25 protein-coding genes and 1 tRNA gene are annotated in these 23775 nt (G+C 47.1%); 5 read left to right on the top strand and 21 right to left on the bottom strand.

Going from position 1 to position 23775, the window contains the following annotated elements:
• Position 1 precedes the first annotated feature (1 nt).
• From lepA to rpoE, 5 genes are all read right to left on the bottom strand, one after another.
• Positions 2–1813 carry a translation elongation factor 4 gene (lepA, locus tag RJ32_RS06760; RefSeq protein WP_034820506.1) on the bottom strand — a complete coding sequence of 604 codons (1812 nt, stop codon included), beginning with the start codon at positions 1811–1813 and terminating at the stop codon, positions 2–4.
• A 103-nt stretch (positions 1814–1916) separates the two neighbouring features.
• Positions 1917–2360 (bottom strand): SoxR reducing system RseC family protein, encoded by a 444-nt coding sequence (locus tag RJ32_RS06755; protein ID WP_034820505.1) that lies wholly within the window; start codon positions 2358–2360, stop codon positions 1917–1919.
• Complete coding sequence (locus RJ32_RS06750) at positions 2360–3325, bottom strand: MucB/RseB C-terminal domain-containing protein (protein ID WP_034820503.1); 966 nt, start codon at positions 3323–3325, stop codon at positions 2360–2362. The genes RJ32_RS06755 and RJ32_RS06750 overlap by 1 nt, the downstream gene beginning before the upstream one ends.
• Positions 3326–3329: 4 nt before the next feature.
• Entirely contained in the window at positions 3330–3917 is a 588-nt protein-coding gene (locus RJ32_RS06745) for a sigma-E factor negative regulatory protein (RefSeq protein ID WP_034820501.1), read from the bottom strand.
• Positions 3918–3935: 18 nt separating this feature from the next.
• The gene (rpoE, locus tag RJ32_RS06740; RefSeq protein ID WP_011234067.1) at positions 3936–4514 is read right to left on the bottom strand and encodes an RNA polymerase sigma factor RpoE; all 579 of its coding nucleotides are present in this window, start codon (positions 4512–4514) and stop codon (positions 3936–3938) included.
• Between the two features lie 145 nt (positions 4515–4659).
• Between rpoE and nadB the strand changes: the two genes are divergently transcribed.
• Positions 4660–6261: an L-aspartate oxidase gene (nadB, locus tag RJ32_RS06735; RefSeq protein ID WP_034820499.1), complete on the top strand. Its 1602-nt coding sequence runs from the start codon at positions 4660–4662 to the stop codon at positions 6259–6261.
• Here the strand turns inward: nadB and RJ32_RS06730 are convergent.
• Positions 6258–6527: a hypothetical protein gene (locus RJ32_RS06730; protein ID WP_011234069.1), complete on the bottom strand. Its 270-nt coding sequence runs from the start codon at positions 6525–6527 to the stop codon at positions 6258–6260. The two genes, nadB and RJ32_RS06730, sit on opposite strands and share 4 nt — an antisense overlap.
• A gap of 9 nt (positions 6528–6536) precedes the next feature.
• Positions 6537–6809 carry a succinate dehydrogenase assembly factor 2 gene (locus tag RJ32_RS06725; protein WP_011234070.1) on the bottom strand — a complete coding sequence of 91 codons (273 nt, stop codon included), beginning with the start codon at positions 6807–6809 and terminating at the stop codon, positions 6537–6539.
• A gap of 80 nt (positions 6810–6889) precedes the next feature.
• Here RJ32_RS06725 and RJ32_RS06720 point away from each other — a divergent pair, with 80 nt between their 5' ends.
• Positions 6890–7783 (top strand): folate-binding protein YgfZ, encoded by an 894-nt coding sequence (locus RJ32_RS06720; protein WP_034820495.1) that lies wholly within the window; start codon positions 6890–6892, stop codon positions 7781–7783.
• A 4-nt stretch (positions 7784–7787) separates the two neighbouring features.
• Complete coding sequence (slyD, locus tag RJ32_RS06715; protein ID WP_034820491.1) at positions 7788–8270, top strand: peptidylprolyl isomerase; 483 nt, start codon at positions 7788–7790, stop codon at positions 8268–8270.
• A gap of 61 nt (positions 8271–8331) precedes the next feature.
• On the opposite strand, the gene lysS is transcribed toward slyD, so the two are convergent.
• The 6 genes from lysS to RJ32_RS06685 all read right to left on the bottom strand — a co-directional run bounded on the left by lysS (position 8332) and on the right by RJ32_RS06685 (position 15009).
• The gene (lysS, locus tag RJ32_RS06710) at positions 8332–9843 is read right to left on the bottom strand and encodes a lysine--tRNA ligase (RefSeq protein ID WP_034820488.1); all 1512 of its coding nucleotides are present in this window, start codon (positions 9841–9843) and stop codon (positions 8332–8334) included.
• A gap of 36 nt (positions 9844–9879) precedes the next feature.
• A protein-coding gene (gene prfB / locus RJ32_RS06705) for a peptide chain release factor 2 (protein ID WP_110012522.1) occupies positions 9880–10978 on the bottom strand; the annotation gives its coding sequence in 2 pieces (ribosomal slippage) (positions 9880–10902 and positions 10904–10978; 1098 coding nt in all).
• A gap of 39 nt (positions 10979–11017) precedes the next feature.
• Complete coding sequence (gene recJ, locus RJ32_RS06700; protein ID WP_034820485.1) at positions 11018–12730, bottom strand: single-stranded-DNA-specific exonuclease RecJ; 1713 nt, start codon at positions 12728–12730, stop codon at positions 11018–11020.
• Positions 12731–12733: 3 nt separating this feature from the next.
• Entirely contained in the window at positions 12734–13465 is a 732-nt protein-coding gene (gene dsbC, locus RJ32_RS06695; protein WP_034820482.1) for a bifunctional protein-disulfide isomerase/oxidoreductase DsbC, read from the bottom strand.
• Between the two features lie 55 nt (positions 13466–13520).
• Complete coding sequence (gene xerD / locus RJ32_RS06690; RefSeq protein ID WP_034820479.1) at positions 13521–14423, bottom strand: site-specific tyrosine recombinase XerD; 903 nt, start codon at positions 14421–14423, stop codon at positions 13521–13523.
• A 100-nt stretch (positions 14424–14523) separates the two neighbouring features.
• On the bottom strand, positions 14524–15009 hold the full coding sequence (locus RJ32_RS06685) for a VC2046/SO_2500 family protein (RefSeq protein WP_034820477.1): 486 nt from the start codon (positions 15007–15009) through the stop codon (positions 14524–14526).
• Positions 15010–15120: 111 nt separating this feature from the next.
• Here RJ32_RS06685 and RJ32_RS06680 point away from each other — a divergent pair.
• A tRNA-Tyr gene (locus tag RJ32_RS06680) sits at positions 15121–15205 on the top strand.
• 37 nt (positions 15206–15242) lie between these two features.
• Here the strand turns inward: RJ32_RS06680 and RJ32_RS06675 are convergent.
• Positions 15243–16211 (bottom strand): NAD(P)H-quinone oxidoreductase, encoded by a 969-nt coding sequence (locus RJ32_RS06675; protein WP_034820475.1) that lies wholly within the window; start codon positions 16209–16211, stop codon positions 15243–15245.
• An 84-nt stretch (positions 16212–16295) separates the two neighbouring features.
• Here RJ32_RS06675 and RJ32_RS06670 point away from each other — a divergent pair, with 84 nt between their 5' ends.
• Complete coding sequence (locus RJ32_RS06670; protein WP_034820472.1) at positions 16296–17939, top strand: tetratricopeptide repeat-containing response regulator; 1644 nt, start codon at positions 16296–16298, stop codon at positions 17937–17939.
• Here the strand turns inward: RJ32_RS06670 and RJ32_RS06665 are convergent.
• From RJ32_RS06665 to RJ32_RS06635, 7 genes are all read right to left on the bottom strand, one after another.
• A complete protein-coding gene (locus RJ32_RS06665; RefSeq protein ID WP_034820467.1) occupies positions 17936–18772 on the bottom strand; it encodes a pirin family protein in 837 nt (278 codons plus the stop codon). The genes RJ32_RS06670 and RJ32_RS06665 overlap by 4 nt on opposite strands.
• Positions 18769–19731 carry a glutathione S-transferase family protein gene (locus RJ32_RS06660; protein ID WP_034820464.1) on the bottom strand — a complete coding sequence of 321 codons (963 nt, stop codon included), beginning with the start codon at positions 19729–19731 and terminating at the stop codon, positions 18769–18771. The genes RJ32_RS06665 and RJ32_RS06660 overlap by 4 nt, the downstream gene beginning before the upstream one ends.
• Positions 19732–19825: 94 nt before the next feature.
• Positions 19826–20965, bottom strand: coding sequence for a lipid-A-disaccharide synthase (gene lpxB, locus RJ32_RS06655; RefSeq protein WP_034820461.1), 1140 nt, complete (start codon positions 20963–20965; stop codon positions 19826–19828).
• Positions 20965–21732, bottom strand: a complete 768-nt coding sequence (gene lpxA / locus RJ32_RS06650) for an acyl-ACP--UDP-N-acetylglucosamine O-acyltransferase (protein WP_034820458.1) — start codon at positions 21730–21732, stop codon at positions 20965–20967. The genes lpxB and lpxA overlap by 1 nt, the downstream gene beginning before the upstream one ends.
• On the bottom strand, positions 21733–22188 hold the full coding sequence (fabZ, locus tag RJ32_RS06645) for a 3-hydroxyacyl-ACP dehydratase FabZ (RefSeq protein ID WP_011234085.1): 456 nt from the start codon (positions 22186–22188) through the stop codon (positions 21733–21735). It abuts the gene before it with no gap.
• 14 nt (positions 22189–22202) lie between these two features.
• Positions 22203–23228, bottom strand: a complete 1026-nt coding sequence (gene lpxD, locus RJ32_RS06640; RefSeq protein ID WP_034820455.1) for a UDP-3-O-(3-hydroxymyristoyl)glucosamine N-acyltransferase — start codon at positions 23226–23228, stop codon at positions 22203–22205.
• Between the two features lie 3 nt (positions 23229–23231).
• Positions 23232–23747 carry an OmpH family outer membrane protein gene (locus tag RJ32_RS06635; protein WP_051018736.1) on the bottom strand — a complete coding sequence of 172 codons (516 nt, stop codon included), beginning with the start codon at positions 23745–23747 and terminating at the stop codon, positions 23232–23234.
• Between the last annotated feature and the right edge of the window lie 28 nt (positions 23748–23775).

Here is a 23775-nt window from a genome sequence, read left to right as displayed (position 1 = left end):
CCTATTTGCCTACTTTTAAAACCGCAAGGAAGGCTTCCTGAGGTACTTCTACGTTACCCAGGTTCTTCATGCGCTTTTTACCCTCTTTTTGTTTTTGTAAAAGCTTCTTCTTACGACTAATGTCGCCGCCATAACACTTAGCTGTTACGTTTTTACGCAGCTGCTTGACCGTTGAGCGCGCAATAACATGGTTGCCAATGGTCGCCTGAATGGCAATATCAAACATTTGTCGCGGAATCAACTCACGCATTTTATCAACTAACATGCGGCCGCGCCCTTCAGCGTGATCACGGTGGGTGATCATTGCCAGCGCATCTACCCGGTCGCCGTTAATCAGTATATCGACACGAACCATGTCCGCAGGTTCAAATTTCTTGAACTGATAATCCAGTGAAGCGTAACCACGACTGGTCGATTTTAACCGGTCGAAAAAGTCCATAACCACTTCTGCCATGGGCAGCTCGTAAGTTACCGCAACTTGTTTACCGTGATAAGCCATAGCCGTTTGTACGCCGCGCTTATCAACACATAAGGTAATCACATTACCCAGAAACTCTTGCGGAACCAAAATGTTGGCTTCCACAATAGGTTCATAAATGGTTTCAATATCGTTAACCGCTGGCAAGTTCACCGGGTTATCTACTTTGACTATGCTGCCATCGGTCTTTTCAACTTCGTAAACAACCGTTGGTGCTGTGGTAATCAAGTCTATGTCGTACTCACGTTCTAAGCGTTCCTGAATAATTTCCATGTGCAGCATGCCAAGGAAACCACAACGGAAGCCAAAGCCAAGTGCCGCAGAATTCTCCGGCTCATAAAAAAGCGACGCGTCATTTAACGACAATTTCCCCAAAGCATCCCGGAAGGACTCATAGTCCTCTGAGCTGATTGGGAACATACCTGCGTAAACCTGAGGTTTGACTTTTTTAAAGCCCGGTACCGGCTCTTTTGCCGGGTTCTTCGTGTTGGTTAGAGTATCACCGACCGGTGCACCCAGAATGTCTTTAATACCCGAAATAACATAGCCTACCTCGCCGGTGTGCAAAATGCCGGTCTCGTGAGGTTTCGGATCAAAATAGCCGACTTTATCAATTTGATACGACTGACCAGTGGACATTACTGTCATTTTCTCGCCGGCGCGCAAGGTGCCGTTACGCACGCGAACCAAAGAAACAACCCCCTGATAATTATCAAACCAGGAGTCAATAATCAGTGCCTGTAATGGCTCTTCTGGCTCGCCCTTGGGTGGCGGTATTTGCCGGACAATACGTTCAAGCACGTCGTCGATACCAATACCGGTTTTTGCGGAGCATTGAACGGCATCCACCGCTTCAATGCCAACAATGTCTTCTATTTCCTGCGCCACGCCCATAGCATCGGCCTGCGGCAGGTCAATTTTGTTCAGTACCGGAACAACTTCCAGATCCATTTCAATAGCGGTATAACAGTTTGCCAAAGTCTGCGCTTCAACACCCTGAGCTGCATCAACAACCAGCAGTGCCCCTTCACAACCCGCCAACGAACGCGAGACTTCATAAGAAAAGTCAACGTGCCCCGGGGTATCGATGAAGTTTAACTGATAGGTTTCACCATCTTTAGCCGTGTAATAAAGGGTTACGCTCTGTGCTTTAATCGTAATCCCCCGCTCACGCTCCAAATCCATGGAGTCGAGTACTTGCTCAGCCATCTCACGGTCAGTCAGTCCACCGCAATGCTGGATCAAGCGGTCGGACAAGGTGGATTTACCGTGGTCAATGTGAGCGATGATCGAGAAGTTACGAATATTACTTTGCTTGAACGCCCTATTCGGCATTGATGATACCTCTGTAAAACTGAATTCTGGAACTTAAAAAATTAGTCCCGATCATACTCATGTTAGCGGCAAGAACAAAGGACTTTATGACAGTTCAGGGGTTTCAGTGCTGAACTTCAGCCGCAACGCTTTCCAGTTTGACCATTGCATTGACTTGAATGTCACGTTTACGGAACCAACGTTTTAGTCCCCAGAAGGTAAAAGCAAAGCCGGTAAAGGACAGTAAGATAACAAAACCTTCGGGTAACGTACCTGTGTTTTCCAGTAGCACAGCTAATAGCAAAAGTGTCAGTATGGGTAAACCGTAAAGCAATAAAGCAAAGCGTGTCACCGCAGTTTCCGGTACTTCTAATTGCACCTGGTCGCCTGGATTAAAGGCTTGTTCGGTAACCACGGTAAACTGCGCATTTCGGTCAGCAAAAACTTTGCTTAAAATGCCGGCACCACAGTTAGACACCTGCGCACAACCTGAGCAGGCAGTTTTTAACTGAGTGGTAACGGTTACGCGATTGCCGTCAACCGCTGTTACTTCTGCTATTTCTTTCATTATTTAACTTCTGCCGCTATGCGTTGGGCCATGGCTAAAGGTACCTGACCCACCACTGTCACAAGAAAGTTATTATAACGCTTTGAGAACAAAGTGTGTGAAGAAGATAGCGCAAGATCGGTTTCCATGCCCTCAGTGAGTTCAGCTACATAAACAGAGTACTCGGCAAGACCATCGGAAAATAAATAGTGGTCAACCGGCGTTGAATCGACAACAAGATTGTGACTTTGTTGACTTAATAATTTGAACCCTCGCGGTGCCCATTGCGGCTCAACACTGTAATTTGTTGCACTTTGCACCCGCAAATCTTTTAGCAGCGGCGGCATTTCAATATTGCTTATTTCTTTGGTTATTTCAGGTGCGGTATTGCGAACCGATAAACTGGTTAATTGCATTTGCTCCACCACATCGCCGGACTGATTCATCATCATCATTTTAAGCGGCATACCGTGCTTACGGTCAATCCATAGTGCGTAGCTGTAACGCTGATTATCGCGGCTTAGAATACGAATATGCTGGGCATTACGACCTAAAACTCTTGCGCCACCGCCTACCGTAACCTGATAGCTATGACTAAGACGTTCAAAGGGTTGAGAAAATGCTGCCGGGAAAATAGCGGTAATAGTATCGGACTTTAATGCGTAGTTACTGGATGAGGTATTAAAGTGGGCAACCTTGTTATTCACTCTTAAGATGCGAAAGTCCGGACCATTCATTTGAATTAACAGTTCGGTACTTCCTGTCTCCGGATCGTTGCCCTGTAGCCACTGATAAGGCTCAATTTGGTCGCCATGTACATGAACTAACGACGCTTCAAAATTCAGTTCAGTTAAAGCTTCTGCCATACGGTTGAACCAGTCAGCACCACTTTCTGCTTGTTCGCTAGCCTGTTGTGCGCTTGCCGAAAAGGTTCCGGCGAATAACACAGCGCCACATAAAATAGACCGGTACAACCGAGTTATCATAGCCTTAATTACCTTTGTTGAGCTCCTGCTCTGACTGCTCATCTTTTGCTGTTTGCTCTGTTTTTTGCTGCAACATCAATTGTTGTTGATGATCAATCAGGTATGACTGAACCTGACGGCGTCTTTGCTGATCGCTGATTTGCGACATTGGCTCAACACGATTCAAACTCACCGGTTCACGGCCACCACCAATGGGGCTGGTCAGCAGAGTAGGTTCTGCGCTGCTACCATCGGGTGTCGCTGGTTGCTGATAAGTTTGCACTGTCATCACCGCAACCACGGCCACACTTGCTGCAACGGCAACTTTAGCGAAAGGCTGGAGCCAACGTGAAGCCGCTTTATTCTGGCTCTTAGAGCGACCAAAACCTGGCTTAACGACATTGGACTCCTGGCTTACGCTGACACGAACACGCTCGCTAATATCAAGGCTGATATCGGAGTTTAAGTCACCTTTTATTGCCGCGCGAATAACACTGTAACGGTGCCACTCCTGCTGAGCCTGTTCATCTTGCAACAGTGCTTCAATTTCATCGGCATTGATGAGTTGTTCATCAAACAGCGCGGATGTTGATTCTGATTTGTTCCGAGACATAGATGCCCCTCTGTTAGTTTACCGTTCCAGCAACGGTCGGAGTTGATTATCTATTGCTTCCCGAGCGCGAAAGATGCGAGAGCGGACAGTACCTATAGGACAATCCATTTCTAGCGCAATTTCCTCGTAACCGAGACCTTCAATTTCCCTTAAAGTAATTGCCCGACGTAAATCATCCGGCAATTCATCAATCGTTTTTAATACCACATCTCGAATCTCATCAGAGAGCATTTGTCTTTCCGGAGAGGCGCTGTCTCTTAGCGCACCGGCTCCTTCATAAAACTCTGCGTCTTCTGCATCAATGTCAGATGCGGGCGGTTTCCTACCTTGCGAAACTAAATAGTTTTTCGCCGTATTAACCGCAATTCGGTACAGCCAGGTATAAAAGGCACTGTCGCCACGGAAGTTCGGTAACGCCCGATACGCTTTTATAAACGCTTCCTGTGCAACATCAGCTACGTCGCCCTGTTGTTTGACATAACGCGATATCAAACTCATGACTTTATGCTGATACTTTTTTACCAGCAGATCAAAAGCTCGGTTATCACCTTGTTGTACTCTTTCGACCAGCTGTTGGTCACTCACCTGTTCGCTCATCCGAGCCTGTTCTCCCTTAACCCAGGAACTGCTGGAACTGGCGGCCCGTCCTGTTTCTTACTGACTGTGACAGAGCCGCATGTAAAAAGTTCGCAAAAATATCGTCAAATGCGTAAAATCGTTCAAAATTCACATTGAGTACTTTATGGAACCTGTTGCAAATTATCAATGCGATGTACTGATTATTGGTTCGGGAGCCGCGGGATTAACTACCGCTTTACAGTTGGCCGATAACTTAAACGTTACGGTACTAAGTAAAGGCCCGCTGACTGAAGGCTCAACCTTTTACGCGCAAGGCGGCATTGCCGCAGTATTCGACGAAAACGACAGTATTGAGAGTCACATCGAGGATACCTTAATTGCCGGCGCCGGCCTTTGCGATCCCGAAGCCGTTAAGTTTACCACAGAAAACGCGCGCGCAAGTCTGCAATGGCTGATTGATGCCGGCGTGGGTTTTGATCAAGTCGAGTCTAAAGACAGCAACCCAGCGTACCACCTGAACCGTGAAGGCGGTCACAGCCATCGTCGCATTCTGCACGCAGCAGATGCCACCGGCAAAGCGGTACAGACAACATTGCAGAAAAAAGCAATGGAGCATCCAAATATTCAGGTGCTGGAACGATACAACGCGGTCGATTTGATCACGGGTTCTCGTATCGGTAAACCTGACGGTTGCTATGGAGCTTATGTCTGGAGCCGTCAGAAAGAACAAGTGGAAACCGTTGCGGCAGGCTGTGTGGTATTGGCTACGGGCGGTGCAAGTAAGGTATATCAGTATACCAGTAACCCGGATATTGCCAGCGGCGACGGTATTGCCATGGCCTGGCGCGCAGGCTGCAGTGTGGCCAATATGGAATTTAATCAGTTCCATCCAACCTGTTTATTTCACCCCAACGCGCAGAGTTTTCTATTAAGCGAAGCCTTGCGTGGCGAAGGCGCTTTGCTGAAACGGCCCGACGGAACTCGTTTTATGCCGGACTTTCATGAGTCTGCTGAATTGGCTCCGCGCGACGTGGTTGCCCGCGCTATCGACTTTGAAATGAAGCGTCTGGGTGCTGTCTGCATGTATCTGGATATTTCTCATAAACCGAAAGACTTTATTCAGCATCACTTCCCTACCATTATGGAAAAATGCTTGTCGCTGGGTATTGATATCAGCAAACAGCCGATGCCGGTTGTTCCTGCGGCCCATTACACCTGTGGCGGTGTTAAAACCGATATGAACGCAGCGACCGATTTACCCAACTTGTATGCTGTTGGTGAGGTTGCCTGCACAGGTCTGCACGGAGCCAATCGCATGGCTAGCAACTCGCTGCTGGAATGTCTGGTTTTCGCCCGTGCGGCGGCTAAAGATATTTTATCTAAACGCCCTCATCAGAAGGCCTTAAATCATATTCCCGGTTGGGATGAAAGTCAGGTAGGTAATTCCGACGAGGAAGTTATAATTCAACATAACTGGCATGAGCTACGACTGTTCATGTGGGACTACGTTGGCATTGTGCGTACCACCAAGCGTCTGGAACGGGCCCTTCACCGAATTCAGTTGCTACAGCGCGAAATTCACGAGTATTACTCGAACTTCCGCGTGAGTAACAATTTACTGGAGTTACGTAACTTAGTGCAGGTATCAGAGCTTATTGTACGAAGCGCTATTAGTCGTAAAGAAAGTCGCGGCTTACACTATACTCTGGACTACCCTGACACATTGCCGGATCCTCAGCCTACGGTGCTGACACCGAAAAGTTAAGGCTCTGACAACTGTTGTAACTGGCGCCGCAGTTTTATCTGCTGCGCCTTTGACAACTGAAACCACCAAACCCGGAGCCAGTGCCGCTTTTCCTGACCTTTTTCTGTTTTATAGGCAAGCGGCAGTAAAACCAACATACCGCCTACGACCAGTGCTTTGCTGAATAATTGACAACGTTCACCCAGCCACCACCAGTAACGTCCGCACGCTGACACAGACAACACGCGCATAGGTCGCTGTAAACGAAAATAACTGTCAGGGTTCACCGCCCGAGTCTATACCTTAACGCGTGACAACATAAACCGAATCATTTCAGCAAGTTCTTCGTCTTCACACTTCTGGTGACCCATAAACCAGGCAAAAAGATCCGGGTCATCGCAGGTAATTAAACGGCGAAATACCGCTTTTTGTTCTTCACTTAGTTCGTCGTAAGCCTGATCAACAAAAGGTTCAAATAATACATCCAGCTCCAGCATGCCCCGGCGGCACGCCCAACGTAAACGACGCTTGTCTTTTAGTGCTTCTTCCGACTGTTTTAACGGCAACATAAAATCTCCGCAGCAATTGCCCTTGTAATTCGATAATGTGCCCTAATATTACCACGTAAGCCATTTAATAAGGAGTCATTGTGGTTGAGTTAACGCAGCATTTTACTGACGCAAATCAGGATCACCTTTCCGTTCAACTGACGGACTATGGTATCCTCTCAGTTTCTGGCGAAGATGCTGACAGTTTTTTACAGGGTCAGCTGACATGTGATTTACGCAAACTCGACCAGGATAATTGCTTATATGGCGCACATTGCGATCAAACCGGAAAAGCATTTAGTATCTTCTGGCTTTATCGCGAAGACGACACCGTTTTTTTAATTATGCACCGCAGCGCAATTGAAGGCTCTTTGGCACAATTAAAGAAATTCGGTGTCTTTAGTAAAGTCACTATTGAAGATGTAAGCGACGACTGGAGCATAGCCGGTGTTTTCGGTAGCAAAGCAGCCAGCGTTGCAGAAGAATTTGATGGCCGGGTAATACAGGTTGGGACCAGTCCCGACCAATATCTGTTACTCAGCCAACAACCAATTTCTACGGATTATCCGCAACCTTACTGGGATGCGTTGGAAATTGAACGGGTTCGTCCACAACTTACGTCTGAGAACATCCAGGCGTTTGTCCCGCAAATGATGAATTTGCAGGCGTGGGATGGAATCAGTTTTGACAAAGGATGTTATATCGGCCAGGAGACTATTGCCCGGATGAAATATTTGGGCAAACAGAAACGGGCGCTCTTTCGCTTATCCGGTAAAGTAACGGCTCAAGTTACTGCTGGTACGCAATTAGAGAAAGCCATTGGCGAGAACTGGCGTCGTGCAGGTACGGTCATTATGGCAGTGAACCGCACCGACACCCAAGTGGACTTATTAGCTGTTTTACCCAGTGACACAGACACTGACACGGCTATACGAGTCCGGGATGACGACGCAAGTCTTCTGGAAATACACTCACTGCCTTATCAATTAGGTTAAATTTATGAGCGAAACCATTGCACCAAACAAAGTCGTGGCTATCAACTATGCCGTTAAAACGGAAGATGGCCAGACGCTGGACCAGTCTAAAGATGGCAGCCCACTGAACTTCATCCACGGTCGTGGCATGCTGATTCCTGGTCTGGAAAATGCACTGGAAGGCAAAAAAGTTGGCGATAGCTTCACTGCAGAAGTTAAACCAGAAGAAGCTTATGGCGAACGTCATGACGGCTTAATCCAGACTGTACCACGTAACCTGTTCGGCGAAAACGAAGTACAGCCTGGCATGCAGTTCCGTGCCAGCACGGATCAAGGCGAGCAGTCTGTTGTTATCGTTGAAGTAAAAGACGACGAAGTAACTGTTGATGGTAACCACCCACTAGCCGGTGTTAACCTGAACTTTGACGTAGAAGTTATTGAAGTTCGTGAAGCGACTGAGCAAGAACTTGAGCACGGTCACGTTCACACTGACGGCGAAGACCACTAAGCGCTGTTTTTGATAAAAGAAACCCGGCTAATTAGCCGGGTTTTTTGTTTCAGAGAGCTAATTAATCCGCTTTTGGGCGCATATGCGGGAACAATAATACGTCGCGAATAGACGCAGAATCTGTTAACAACATAACCAGACGGTCAATACCAATGCCCTGACCGGCTGTTGGCGGCATACCGTGTTCCAGTGCGGTGACATAATCTTCGTCGTAGAACATGGCTTCGTCATCGCCCGCTTCTTTCTGTTCAACTTGCTCGCGGAAACGTTCAGCCTGATCTTCAGCATCGTTCAGCTCCGAGAAACCGTTCGCCAACTCACGACCACCGGCAAAAAATTCAAAACGGTCAGTCACAAACGGATTGTCGTCGTGACGACGCGCCAATGGTGAAACTTCCGCCGGATACGCAGTAATAAAGGTAGGCTGAATTAAACGGTGCTCAGCAACAGTCTCAAAAATTTCAATCTGGACTTTGCCTAAGCCCCACGACGGCTTAACACTGACACCAACCTGCTCGGCAATTTCAGTTGCTGTATTCATGTCATTAAGCTGCTCAATACTCACTTCCGGCATGTATTTAACAATAGCTTCCAGCACGGTCATGCGCTCAAACGGCTTACCGAAATCATAATCCACACCCTGGCTGGTAAACTGAGCAGAGCCTAAAACAGATTCAGCCGCACCGCGTAACATTTGCTCGGTTAAATCCATTAAGTCGTGATAATCCGCGTACGCCCAGTAGAATTCCAGCATGGTGAATTCAGGGTTGTGCCGCGTTGACAGACCTTCATTACGGAAATTACGGTTAATTTCAAACACCTTTTCAAAACCACCAACGACTAAACGTTTAAGGTAAAGTTCTGGTGCAATACGTAAAAACAGCTCCATATCCAGAGCGTTATGGTGCGTGCTGAAAGGACGAGCTGCGGCGCCACCCGGAATAGCCTGCATCATAGGAGTTTCAACTTCCAGAAACTGACGGTCACTTAAAAAACGACGAATATAGTCAATGATTTTAGAGCGAGCCATGAAAGTACTGCGAGACTCTTCGTTGGTAATCAGGTCCAGATAACGCTGACGATAGCGCATTTCCTGATCTGACAGACCATGGAATTTATCCGGCAAAGGACGCAGTGCTTTAGTCAGCAAACGTACTTCGTCAACTTGCACGCTTAACTCACCGGTTCCGGTAATAAACAAGGTGCCAGAGGCGCCGAGAATATCGCCTAAATCCCACTTTTTAAATTCCGTGTTGTAATAACCTTCAGGCAGATTGTCGCGGGCAACATACAGCTGAATTTTGCCGCTCATATCCTGGATGGTCGCGAAACTGGCTTTCCCCATAATACGACGGGTCATCATACGACCGGCCACTTTCACGCGAATGCCCTTTTCAGCCAGCTCCTCTTTGCTCACATCATCGTATTCAGCATGCAAATCGGCAGCCAAAGAATCCCGACGGAAATCGTTCGGGAATGCGATGCCCTTATCGCGAAGCGCCGACAGTTTCGCCTTTCGCTGCGCGATCTGTTCGTTTACGTCTACTTCAGGTGCCTGCGATTTATCAGTCATTATCGATTTTCCTCTGTCGGGATACTTAAATTAAACTTACAGCCCGCTTTTTAAGCTGGCTTCAATAAATGGGTCAAGTGCGCCATCAAGCACAGCCTGGGTATTACGGTTTTCGATACCCGTACGTAAATCTTTGATGCGCGCATCGTCCAGAACATAAGAGCGAATTTGACTGCCCCAGCCAATATCAGCTTTTGAGTCTTCTAATGCCTGTTTCTCTTCGTTCTGTTTCTGTAATTCAAATTCGTACAATTTCGCTTTCAGCTGTTTCATTGCTGAGTCGCGGTTCTTGTGCTGCGAACGGTCACTCTGACATTGCACAACAATGCCTGTCGGTTCGTGTGTTAAGCGAACCGCAGAATCGGTACGGTTAACGTGCTGACCACCTGCGCCAGAAGCACGATAGGTATCAACTCGTAAATCTGACGGATCAATTTCAATGTCTATATCGTCGTCAACTTCCGGGTAAACAAAAACCGAAGCGAACGATGTATGACGACGATTACCTGAGTCGAAGGGCGATTTACGTACTAAACGGTGCACACCGGTTTCGGTGCGCAGCCAGCCGTAGGCGTATTCTCCAACCACACGTACTGTCGCCGATTTAATACCAGCTACATCCCCTTCAGACAGCTCAGTAATTTCCGCTTTAAAGTCATGTGCTTCTGCCCAGCGCAAATACATGCGTAGCAGCATATTAGCCCAGTCTTGGGCTTCGGTTCCGCCGGAACCTGACTGAATATCCAGGTAGCAGTCTGCCGAGTCGTTGTCTTTTGAAAACATACGACGAAACTCTAAAGCTTCCAGCTGTTTTACTAAACCGGACAGCTCTTCATGGGCTTCGTTAAAGGTGTCTTCGTCTTCTGCTTCCACTGCAAGATCAACAAGACCTTCGACATCATCCAGCCCCTGCTGAAGTTTATCCAAGGTTTGTACCACTTGCTCTAATGCCGCACGCTCTTTACCTAAGGCTTGCGCCTTGGGTGGATCATCCCACACATTGGGCTGTTCCATCTCACGGGTGACTTCTTCCAGACGCTCTAACTTAGCATCGTAGTCAAAGATACCCCCTAAGCGAATTACTACGCTCACGCATTTCTTTGATGTTGTTGTAGGTTGCGTTGGTCTCGAACATGCGACTACCTAATTCTGTTAATTCTAAAAGGGGCGTAGTTTAACGTATTGCGCGGATTTGCTCCACCAACAACTGAACGTTTGTGCGTCCGCGAAAGTGATTAAGTTGTGGCTTGTATAAAAGTTCAACAACCGAGGCCTGCTGCGCCGGCCATTGTTGTGTATCAACGTTAAAGGCAATCGCATCTAATAATTCGCCTTGCGGGTGACGCACAACCAATTTTAGATGTCGCTCTCCGACAATACGCTGATCCACCAGCTCAAACTGGCCGTCAAACATAGGCTCGGGAAACTGCTGACCCCAGGGACCTGCACTTTGCAGCATATTCACACTGTCCTGCGAAAGTTGCAGTGTTGTGAGTTCGCCATCAGACCAGAACACACGTTGCTTCTGTTCTTCTGACAACCACTCCGACGCAACTTGCTCCGCCAGTTCAGAAAAGCGCGCCAGATTTTCTTTTTTCATGGTTAAGCCGGCGGCCATGGCATGTCCCCCGAAACGTTCCATAATGCCCGGCTCAAGACTATGAACACGTTCCAGTAAGTCTCGCATATGCAGACCACTGACCGAACGTGCGGAGCCTTTTAGGAATTCATCGTCATCGTTGGCTAACGCAATAACCGGACGGTTCACCTGCTCTTTTACCCTGCCCGCGACAATACCGATAACACCCGCATGCCAGTCCGGCTGATACAAAGTGACTAAATCAGGCACCTGTCCCTGATCAAAGCGCAACTTTGCGACAGCGCTTTCAGCGTGCTCGCGCATTTCCGTTTCAATTGATTTACGTTGCTGGTTTAAATCGTTAAGTTGCTGCGCTAACTGCTGCGCCCGGGTTTCACCCGCTAACAAGCATTCTATTCCCAGCCCAATATCGTCTAAACGGCCTGCAGCATTGATTCTCGGACCCAGAGCAAAACCTAAGTCGCTGGCAGCCAGCTGACTGGCATCACGGTTCGCAACTTCCAGCAACGCCTTAATTCCTGGGCGGCTCATACCTTTACGAATACGGGCTATACCCTGTTGCACCAATACGCGGTTGTTATAATCCAGCGGCACAACATCAGCTACAGTGCCAAGAGCAACGAGATCCAGCCAGTCAGCCAGGTTAGGTAGTGGCTCAACACCTTGTTCACGTAACGCTGAGCGCAACGCAAGCAGAACATAAAACGCCACACCCACACCGGCTAAATTTTTGCTTGGAAACTCACAGCCGTGCTGATTCGGGTTCACTATCGCATTAGCCGGAGGCAGTTCTTCAGGTGGTAAATGGTGGTCAGTAACCAGCACTTGTATGCCCTTTTCACGAGCAAGTGCAATGGCGTCATGCGCTGCAATACCGTTATCGACAGTCACAATTAACTGCACATTCTCTACGGCCAGTTGTTCTACCATGGCAACAGACAGGCCATAGCCGTCAGTCATTCGATTTGGTACACGATAACCCACTTGCTGCAGACCAAAGGCCTGCAGGGCCGACACCATTAATGCCGAACTGGTTGCGCCGTCGGCATCAAAATCACCGCAAATACAAACCTTTTCTTGATTTTTTAACGCATTTAGCAGCAGTTCAACGGCTTTATCGATATCTCTTAACGAAGAGAAATGGAGTAAACCGGAGGCTTTCAAAGATAATTCGTCAGCACGACGGACACCCCGGCGGGCATAAATTTGCCGCAACAAAGGCGGTATTTGTTGCGGCAAAAAGTCATCGTCAACGACTTGATAACGACGTATTTCATAATCACTCATGAATTACTGTGACTCACCTTTTTTAATTTCAGCAATTAAACGTGATGCAGGTAGCGCTCCCGGCACTAAACGACCGTCGGGCAGAACAATAGCGGGAGTACCGCTTACCCCAAACGATTTACCGAGTTGGTAGTGCTCCGCAACCGGATTGGAACAGCTTAAGTCGCCACTGTAATTTTCGTCTTCTTTAAAGGCGGTAATGGCCGCTTTTTTGTCATCCGCACACCAAACCGTCTGTAGCTGCTGCCCGCCTTTGCTACTCATACCACCACGGGGAAAGGCCAGGTATTTTATGGTAATGCCCTGTGCGTGATAGCTGTCCATGTTTTCGTGCAAGCGCTGACAATAACCGCAGGTAGTGTCTGTAAAAATCGTTACCTGATATTTCTCGTCCTCAGCCGGGTACACGATCATATCGTTTTCAAAACCTTTCAGCATTTTCAGACGAACTTTAGCCATACCCGCTTCACTTAAGTTTTCCGGTTCACTGCCGGTTATATCAAACACATTGCCGCTAATCAGCCGTTCACCATCATCTGACACATAAAACATGCCCTGATTAGTCACCGCACGGACATAGCCGTCAATTTCACCAGACTCTGTGGATAACACTTCAATACCAATTTTATTCAGGTGTCGGGTGTCGATTTCATTTTGTTCCGCACTAATTGCCAGCGCACTAAAACTTGCACCAACCAGCCCTACTAATCCAACTACAGACACTAAATTGCGCATAAATACCTCTTAAATTAACTGTCCGAACCCTACCCTGTTACCAGCCAAAATGCAATTAGCCGCGCGGGTGATGCTGAGCATGTAAGGCCTGCAGACGTTCACGTGCAACCTGGGTATAAATTTGTGTGGTGGATAAATCACTGTGACCTAACAGTAGCTGTAAGACACGTAAGTCGGCGCCATGGTTCAGCAAATGCGTGGCAAAAGCATGGCGTAAAGTGTGCGGCGACAAATGTGCGTAAATGCCGGCTTCTTCGGCGTAATGCTTTAATCTGTACCAAAATGCCTGACGTGTTAATAAAGAGCCACGTTGCGTAACGAATATCCAAGGGCTGCTCTTATCCGTTATTGCCGGGCGGCCGTGCTTCAAATACTTGTCCAACCATTCCAGCGCTTCTTCTCCTAAAGGCACTAATCGTTCTTTATTGCCTTTGCCGACAACCCGAACTAGTCCTTGCTGGCGGCTCAACTGGTCATATTGCAGACGAATAAGTTCGGTTACCCGTAGTCCGGTGGCATAGAGCACTTCCAACATAGTCCTGTCACGCAGACCAATGGGAGTTTCTGTATCAGGTTGTTCCAATAGAGAAACCACATCGTCCTCGCTTAACGAATGTGGGATGCTTTGCGGTAATTTAGGGCGTTTAAGGCGTGCTGTTGGGTCTACTGCCACCCACTGCTGTTTTACAGCAAACTGGAAGAATTTCTTCGTCGAACTTAAAAAACGCGAGGTGCTTCGTGGCGATAAGCCTTGCATACGCCGCCACAACAGGTAGTCCTGCAGCACCACTTCATCGGTGTCCATTAAGGATTTTTTGAGCGATAGCAAATATTCACAATAACGGCGTAAGTCACTGCGGTACGCTGCTTGAGTATTATTACTGGAGCCATGATGCAGCCATAGATGCTCAGTAAAAGCATCAATACGGTCTTCGTCCTCTGGGCGGAGTTGCTTCATGGGTTTTGGAAATTAGCGAAATGATAATGTTATTATGCCGCATAGCGAGAGCGGCTGAAACTGCTTGTGCAAAACTCTCCGAAAAGAATCAGGTTAAGCGCTAATGAGTAATGCCTAGTTTCTGCAGAACATCATATAGGCCAGCGGGCCCTTTGTGCTTGTACTCGTCTTTTTCTTCCGTTTGCGGCTGTTTCTTCTTTTCCAGCCGCTGACGAACCCGCCAGTCCAGGTTGTGAAGAAGCTCCAGGGGCAAACGATCAGGCGTTGCATCGGGAATAAGCGGCTGAGGATGAGTCGCGTCCTGTAGTTTAAAGTCTGACAACTGACTGACTGTTGCATAGACACCACTAGCCAGCACCATACCCGGCTTCGCATCTAAAGGCCGCGCTCTGCCTGCGCCAATGCTTCTTTGCCAGTTAACTTGCGCAGGGCGCTCAGAAATAACCGGGTCGTCACCCAAGGCAGACACCCAATAGGCAAACTCGCCCGCGAAGCCGTGATTAACGGCTTCGCTCGCGTGTTGCTCAAAGAAATGAGCGGCCTGATTTTCGACAGCAGCATTCTGTACAGCTGAAACTTGACTCATTAAGACTCTGGATAATCGGTTACAGATACTTCTGTATCGACCAAAGTCCTAAAAGTTTAAGTTTTCTCTTTACAGCTAAGCTAAGACTGTTATTATACGCGCCTCTTGAGTGGAGGGGTTCCCGAGTGGCCAAAGGGATCAGACTGTAAATCTGACGGCTCAGCCTTCGCAGGTTCGAATCCTGCCCCCTCCACCATTTCTTTACTGCACCGTCAGTTGGCTATCAGCCTGAATTACTCTTCCGAAAGCGTTATAACGACCTTACCCTGAGTTTTATTATCTGCAACATAATCCAGTGCCTGCTGAATATCGTCAGCGGCAAAAACCTCATCGATGATAGGTTTTATGGTGCTGCTTTTAAACTTATCGCCAAAATCACGCCACAAACCCTGTAAAATTTTTCCTTTGCGTTCCGGTGATAATGCTCGCAGAGTTGAGCCAATCAGCTTTTGGCGCTTCATCAGCATACGTCCGAAATCAACTTCGCCAGTCACGCCAGCCATTAAACCAATTAAAATAATACGGCCATCCTGTGCCAGATACTGCTGGTCTTTTGCTATAGACTCACCAGCGACAGGATTCAGAATGACGTCGACTTCGCCAAGAGCTTTAACTTCTTCAACAATGTTCTGTTTGTGCCGGTTTATCGCATTCTTCGCACCCAGTTTCAGGCAAAACTCCGATTTCTCTCCACTACCCACTACGGCGGTAAGCTCATTACCACTTTCCCGGCACAACTGGATCAGTGACGAACCCACACCGCTGGCACCCGCATGAGCTAATACCCGCTCTCCGGGTTTTAAGTCAGCTAATTGATAGACATTAAGATAGGCCGTAGCAAAAGTTTCCAGCCAACCCGCAGCTTCTGCATTACTCCAGCTTTCAGGCACCTCCAGTATTTGTTCGGCGGAAACATTCACCTGTTCAGCAAAACCACCACCAGCCAATAACGCGCTGACACGTTGCCCGGTTTGCCAACCATTGACTTCGCTACCTACTTTTTCTATAACACCGCAGACTTCTAAGCCGGGAACAGCTGACGCGCCTTTAGGCGGTGGGTATTTCCCTGCTATTTGCATTAAGTCGGCACGATTAAGTCCGGCGCTTAGTACCCGCAGCTGAACTTCATTAGCCTGTGGTTCGTCCAGTTCAGGGTGGTTCTTCCAGTGTACTTTTTGTTCTGAAATCGCAATTGCTTTCATATCAGCCTCTGTTGCCGCTTAACATTATTGAAATTAGCCAGTATGCTGTCGGTATGAATAAGATCAGGATACTGTTTGACGCAAATGGACAAAACCTTAGAGCTCAATAATAAACGCGTATTATTAATAGATGACCAGAAACCCTTTCAGGTCATGCTCAAAGGCTTGCTGTTAAACTTGGGGGCGCAGGACGTACAAGTCAAGACCACTGGCGAAGCTGGCATTGCCGCTTACATCAAAAATCCGCACGATATTCTGCTGGTAGACTATAACTTGGGGCGTGGCCGCAATGGCCGTCAGGTTTTAGAAGAACTGCAAGTTCGTGGGTTAATGAAAGAGCACACTCTGTTCTTTATTATTACCGGCGACAACACTCGCCCTATGGTACTCAGCGCACTGGAACTGCAACCCGATGATTATTTGATGAAACCGTTTTCACATCGTGTGTTGCGCTCCCGTCTGGTGCGGGCTTATAAACGCCGCATGTGGTTAAAAGACGTATTCAAAGCGCTGACCAATCATGATTATGAAGCCTGTATTGATGCCTGCCAGAAACATATTCAGTCTAACAGCCGTTACAGTAATTACTGCCGCAAACTGCAAATTGAGTTGTACAACAAAACCGGGCAATTGGATAAAGCGGAAACGGCAATTAAAGAATTGCTGGAAGAAAACTCCCACAGTTGGGTCTTTCTAAAACTGGCTGAAACACGGTTATTACAAAACTCTCCCGAAGAAGCGCTGAATATTCTTAATCATTTAATTAAGCGCATGCCTAATGCTGTTGAAGCTTATGATCTGAAAACCGAGTGTTATCTTCAACAGCAACAGTTGGAAGACGCTTTGGAGAGCGCCCGTGATGCCATTACTATGGCGCCATTTTCAATTGAAAGACAAACTAAGCTGGCTCATATTGCCCGCGACAACGGCGACTTTGATATTGCCAAGCAAGCCATGAACAACGTTTTGCAAATAGCCCGTAAATCGGTTTTTCGTAACGCGCATCACTTGTGTAACTATTTACGCAGTATTTTAGATGCGGCCGAAAATAGCGATACACCGCAGCAAATCAGTAAGTATCAGACAGAAGCAACAATGGAGCTACAGCGTGCCCGCTATGACGAGCATCTGTTGCATGCCGATATTTCGTTTGAGGATTTGGAATCCATTTTATTATCGCGTATTGATTCATTTAATGGTCGTTTACGCGAGGCTCAGCAACGCTTAAACGAAGTTGTTGGCGAAAAACTGGCACACAACCAACCTATCAATAAAGACTTATTACCTGACGTTATCGCCATTTTGCTGGATGTCGGGGAGTATGAAAAAGCGAATGCTCTGGCAGCGAATCAGGACGAAAACCCGACTCTTGACAGTTACACCTCTAAAATTTTACAGGCGCGCTTAGCTGCTGCTCAAAAACAGCAGGATAACTTCTTTGAAGTTCACAAAGCGGGCTTAGATGCTTACCAGCAAGGCGATTATATTCGTGCACTGGAACTATTTCGTAAAGCCATGGAAGCCGCGCCCATGAACAGTGGTGCCGCACTTAACTTTATTCAGGCGGCCGTTCGTTATGTCGAAGAAACTCCAGGTGGAGAGCGGGTTCGGCTTAAGAAAGAATGCGATAATTGCTTTAAAGTCTTAGAGGGGCTGCAATTATCCAGTAGCCACAGTAACCGCTATGAGCGGTTACTGGAGCAAACCGAGGGGTTGGAACTGCGCTAACTCAGCTTTTGATTAGCCGCTAACTGACCCGATTGATAGTCTTTAATAGCCTGCTCAATCTGATCCGACGAATTCATGACAAAAGGACCGTATTGGGCAATGGGTTCTTCGATAGGTTTCGCCGCCAACAAAATAAAGCGCGCATTTTCAGTAGCGGAAAAATCTAATGTTTCAGCAGGATCAAGCAATATCAACTCACCCTCTTTCGCTGCTTCTCCATTCACTGTCAGCTCACCTTGATAAACATAAGCCAGACGTCGCTTTTGTCCTTGTGACGGCAAACTGAAGCAGTCACTTCCTAAGTGAACATCCAGCATTAGAAAGTCTCTCCCCGGCGCATTTACAGGGCCATCCTGCTGCTGGTATTGCCCCGAAATAATTCTGACCAGAGCATCACCATTTTTCACTTCAGGAATAGTGGCTGACGGGTAATCGTACCACTCAGGTTCACTCATTTTTTCATCGCCCGGCAAATTGACCCATAGCTGAAAGCCCCACATAAGGCCTTCAACTTGCTTCGGCATTTCGGCGTGAATAATACCTTTCGCCGCTTTCATCCACTGCACACCGCCTGCATCAACTTCACCGCTATTACCGACAGAGTCTTTATGCTCCATAGTACCCGCCAACATATAGGTTAGGGTACAAAAACCGCGGTGTGGATGCGGCGGAAAACCCGCAATATAATCGTCTGGGTTATCGGAGCGAAATTCATCCAACATTAAAAACGGGTCCTGATGTTTTAGCCCCGGCTGATTAATAATACGAGTGAGTTTAACTCCCGCGCCATCCTGCGCAGGCATTCCACGATGTTTGGCTAAAATAACACTCATGACTGGCTACTCCCCTTGTTAGCCCGGTTATGTGCCTGATGGAAATCGATTCCCGGCCCCTTAGGCACTACTTGTGTCGGATTAATGGTTTTATGGCTGGCATAGTAATGCGTTTTAATGTGGTCCATCACTACGGTCTCTTCTACGCCCGGGTGCTGGTATAGCTCCAATAGGTAATTCCACATGTTAGGGTAATCGACAATACGCTTCTTGTTGGTTTTAAAGTGCCCAAAATAAACCGCATCGAAACGTACCAGAGTAGTAAATAGACGCCAGTCTGCCTCGGTGAGCTTATCACCGGTTAAATAACGGTTTTGACTAAGAATACTCTCTACTTTGTCTAAAGCAGCAAACAAGGATTCGTACGCCTCTTCATATGCTTGTTGTGTGGTCGCGAAGCCACTACGGTAAACGCCGTTATTAATGTCGTTGTAAACCCACTCATTAACTTCTTCTATCTGCTTTTGCTTATCTGCAGGAAAGAAGTCCAGTGTATTCCCGGTCAGTTCATTAAACGCTGAATTGAAAATACGGATAATTTCGGCCGATTCATTGTTCACTATGGTCTGATTTTTCTTATCCCATAGGACAGGAACGGTTACTCTTCCAGTGTATTCCGGGTCGGCTTTTAAATACAGCTGATAAAGAAAGTCGGCATCATACAATGGCTCGTTAAGCGGTGCGTCTGAAAACTCCCAGCCATTCTCCAGCATCAGCGGATGTACAACGGAAACATCAATGTGACTTTCCAGACCTTTTAACTTACGGAAGATGAGAGCCCGATGAGCCCACGGACATGCGTAAGAAACGTAAAGGTGATAACGCCCTGATTCAGGCTCGAACTCAGTGCCCTGAGCTACGGTATTACGAAACTGCGATTCGCTACGAACAAAGCGGCCACCGTGTTTTTTGGTGTCATACCACTTGTCGTGCCATTGACCATCAACTAATAAACCCATAATAAACTCCTTTAATTGGTATACCTTTATAATAGAGTCTATTTTTTGGAATTATTAGCGCATTATTTTCTACTTATTATTCTAAAAAATAGAACTATAGAAAGGATTCAACCACATCAGCGGCTTTTTCGCTCGCCGACACCTTCAATTGCTGGTGAATACTCGTAAACTGCTCCAGCAGCGGCTGGTTATCTTGCTCAATTAATCGCACTAGCGCGTGTTCGATTGCCTCTTCCGAAGCTTCTGATTGAGCCAGTTCCGGCACAATTTCTTTACCCGCTAAGAGGTTAGGCAAGGAGAAAAAAGGCGCGTGAAACAAACGTTTAATAATTTGATAAGATAACCAATGGAAACGATAAGCTACCACCATTGGCCGCTTAATCAGCAGAGCTTCGAGCGCGACAGTTCCCGAGGTTAGCAATAAATAATTGGCTGCGGCCATAACTTTTCGACTTTCACCAACGGGTAATGCAATATCCAGTTCCGGACTGTACTGCTCAACTAACTCTCGAAATTGTGTGGCGCGAGCTTCGCTTATCATAGGGGCAACAAAGCGTAGTCCTGGGTATTTTTTCGCTAGCTTGTTCGCGACCTTCAGAAATACCGGCGCCATACGGGCAATCTCACCCTTACGACTTCCAGGTAAAATGGCAAGATACGTAGCATCAGGTTCAAGTTCCAACTCGTTACGTGCTTCTGTTTGTTGCCACTGCATAGGAATGTCATCTGCCAGAGGGTGACCAACAAAGGTTGCTGGTAGCTGGTGCCTGTCGTAGAAATCTTTCTCAAAAGGCAATAAACACAGTACGTGATCCACGGCCTTCCTTATTCCTTTGATACGCCCCTCACGCCATGCCCAGACAGATGGGCTGACATAATGAACAGTAGAAATACCGGCTTTTTTAAGGCGGGCTTCAACCGTCAGATTAAAATCAGGGGCATCAATGCCTATCATCACATCCGGTTGCTCAGAAATAAGATAGTTGACCAGGTTTTTTCTGTGTTTTAGCAGCTTAGGAAGTTGCTGAAAAACCTCAGCAATGCCCATAACGGCCAAATCATCCATAGCGAAGAACGAGTTCATCCCCTGCTCTGCCATTAAAGGCCCGCCGACCCCAATAAAAGTTGCATTGGGGTGACGTTTGGCAATGGCCTGCATTAGCCCGGCGCCTAACAGATCACCCGAGTGCTCACCGGCAACAATAGCTATTTTAGGCGACTGATTGCTGCTCATTACGGACGAATAATGCCTCGTGAACTGTTTTCAACAAAAGCTTTAAACCCATCCAGCACCGGTTCATTTAATGCTGAAATACCTTCCAGGGCTTCGTCTACAGTCAGGCTGGAACGGTACAAAATTTTATAGGCACGACGGACATTTTGGATCTGCTCGGGCGTATAGCCGCGACGCTTTAAACCTTCGGAATTGATTGTTCTGGGCTTGGCGTTATGACCCTGCGCCATCACAAAAGGAGGAATATCCTGAACGATAATAGAGTTAACCGCGGCAAAAGAGTGAGAACCAATATGACAAAATTGATGCACACCACTCATGCCACCCAAAATAACCCAGTCACCTACGTGAACATGGCCAGCCAGAGTAACCTGATTAGCAAAGATATTGTCATTACCTATGACGCAATCGTGAGCAACATGTACGTAGGCCATAAACAGGTTATTATCGCCAATTTTAGTTAACGAGTTATCCTGCACCGTGCCACGGTGAATGGTTACCGACTCACGGATGACGTTGTTGTCACCAATCTCAAGCTGTGTCGGTTCGCCATCGTATTTTTTATCCTGACAGTCTTCACCAACCGACGCAAATTGATAAATGGTATTATTTTTACCAATGGTTGTCGGCCCTTTTAAAACAACATGTGAGCGGATATCGCAGTTGTCGCCGATAACAACATCGGGGCCAATAACCGTCCAGGGACCGACACTAACGTTAGTACCTAGTTTGGCGCTGGGATCGATAATTGCGGTTTCGTGAATCACTTAAACTTCTCTTCTTGCACAAATGATTTCAGCGGTACAGGCAACGTCACCGTCGACTTCCGCGCGACCGGTAAATTTCCAGATACCACGACGTTCTTTTTCGAAGGTAACAAAGAAATCAACGGTATCACCCGGGATAACCTGACGTTTAAAGCGGGCGTTATCGATACCGGCAAAAAGGTACAAATCGTTTGCATTCTTCTTGCTTTCGGTAATTTTAAAGCCTAATAAACCACAAGCCTGAGCTATAGCTTCGAGCAATAACACTCCCGGGAAAATAGGCTTAGCCGGAAAATGCCCATTAAACATAGGCTCATTAAAAGTCACGTTTTTTATCGCGTGCAATGAGTCTTTAGAGTTTGTTTCTATAACTCTGTCTATTAATAAAAACGGATAACGATGAGGCAGTAAATCTAATACGCCCTGAATATCAAACCCTGATTCCGTAATTTTCAAACCTTTCACCTTACTCAATTATTATCGTCAGCTTGTTTTTCTAACTCTTTGACACGCTTGAAAAGATCATCCAGCTGACGAAATCTCGCTCCATTACGTCGCCATTCACGATGTCCACTGGCAGGAATACCTGAGGCATAAACACCTGACTCGGTGATTTCTTTTATCACCATAGCAAATCCCATAATTTGCACGTCGTCGCACACACTAATATGACCGTTAATAGCCGAAGCTCCGCCTATCATACAACGCTTACCAATACGGCAGCTACCTGCTAGTACAGTACAGCCAGCAATAGCCGTGTCTTCATCAATGAAAACGTTATGTGCTATTTGACATTGGTTATCAATAATACAACCCGACGAAATAATGGTGTCATCCAGAGCTCCACGATCGACTGTTGTACTGGCACCAATTTCAACGTTGTCTTTAATAACGACACGCCCCAACTGAGGGATTTTTAGCCATTTACCATTATCAGGTGCCCAGCCAAAACCGTCAGCACCAATAATAGAACCGGAATGAAACAGGCAGTCATCGCCAATAACACAACGATGGTAGATTTTAACGCCTGACCAAAGTGTGCACCCAGAGCCAATTTGCGTTTCAGAGCCAATATAGCAATGTGATCCAATACTGGTGTTATCACCAATTATAGCGCCATCATCAATGACCGTATATTCGCCAATGCTAACATTTTTGCCTATGCTGGCTGACTGCGCAATTTTCGCAGATTCAGCGACACCCTTCGCTGGTTTCGGCGTAGTGTCTAATAGCTGCGCTATTCGAGCAAAAGCCGCGTAAGGGTTGGACACCCGAATCGCGTTATCAATCGCATCGCTGTCGTCTCTTTCAGAGACAATAACAGCACCCGCAGAGGTTGTTTCTAACTGACTTTTGTAACGGCTATTCGCCAGAAAAGCGATAGCGTCACCAGTAGCAGACTGCAAGGTCGCCACGCGCAAAATGGGGAGCTGCGAATTGCCTCGCACCTCCCCACCCACATGGTCAGCCAACTGCTGCAATGTGTACTCAGACATAAATTAGTTACCTGAAGTCATTTTCTCGACAACGGCGTTAGACAAGTCATTATCGGCTTTCATGTAAGTAACCGCGTTGCTTTCAAGAACCATGTCGTAGTCTTTAGCTTCTGCAACAGCAGTAATCGCGTCCTGAACTTTTCCAAGTAGCTTGTTACGTTCTTCATTTTGGCGACTACGAGTATCTTCTTGTAACGCTTTGCTCTTCAGCTGTGCTTCAGAGATCGTTTGCTCAAGATCACGCTCTAACTGAGTTTTCTCAGAAGCGGACATGATTGATGCATCGCGTTCCTGTTTTTGACGCAGTTCCTGAACTTTCTGTTCAAGGCGACGCATTTCTTCAAAGCGATCCTGAAACTCAGTTTGCAGTTGTTCTGAAATTTGCTCACGTTGTGGCAACTGCTGGAATACTTCCATCATATCGACCACACCTATTTTTTGTTGTGCCTGTGCGGCACCAGCAAAAAGTGCTGTGGAAACAGCAACCGCTGCAGCTGTAGATTTAATTAACTTTTTCAAGGTAAAACTCCTTCAAATTTTATCACTA

The organism is Idiomarina sp. 28-8, assembly GCF_000320945.2.
Classification (GTDB): Bacteria; Pseudomonadota; Gammaproteobacteria; order Enterobacterales; family Alteromonadaceae; genus Idiomarina; species Idiomarina loihiensis.
Note: the sequence above shows the minus strand (reverse complement) of the source record. Positions and strands in the feature narration are given on the sequence as shown.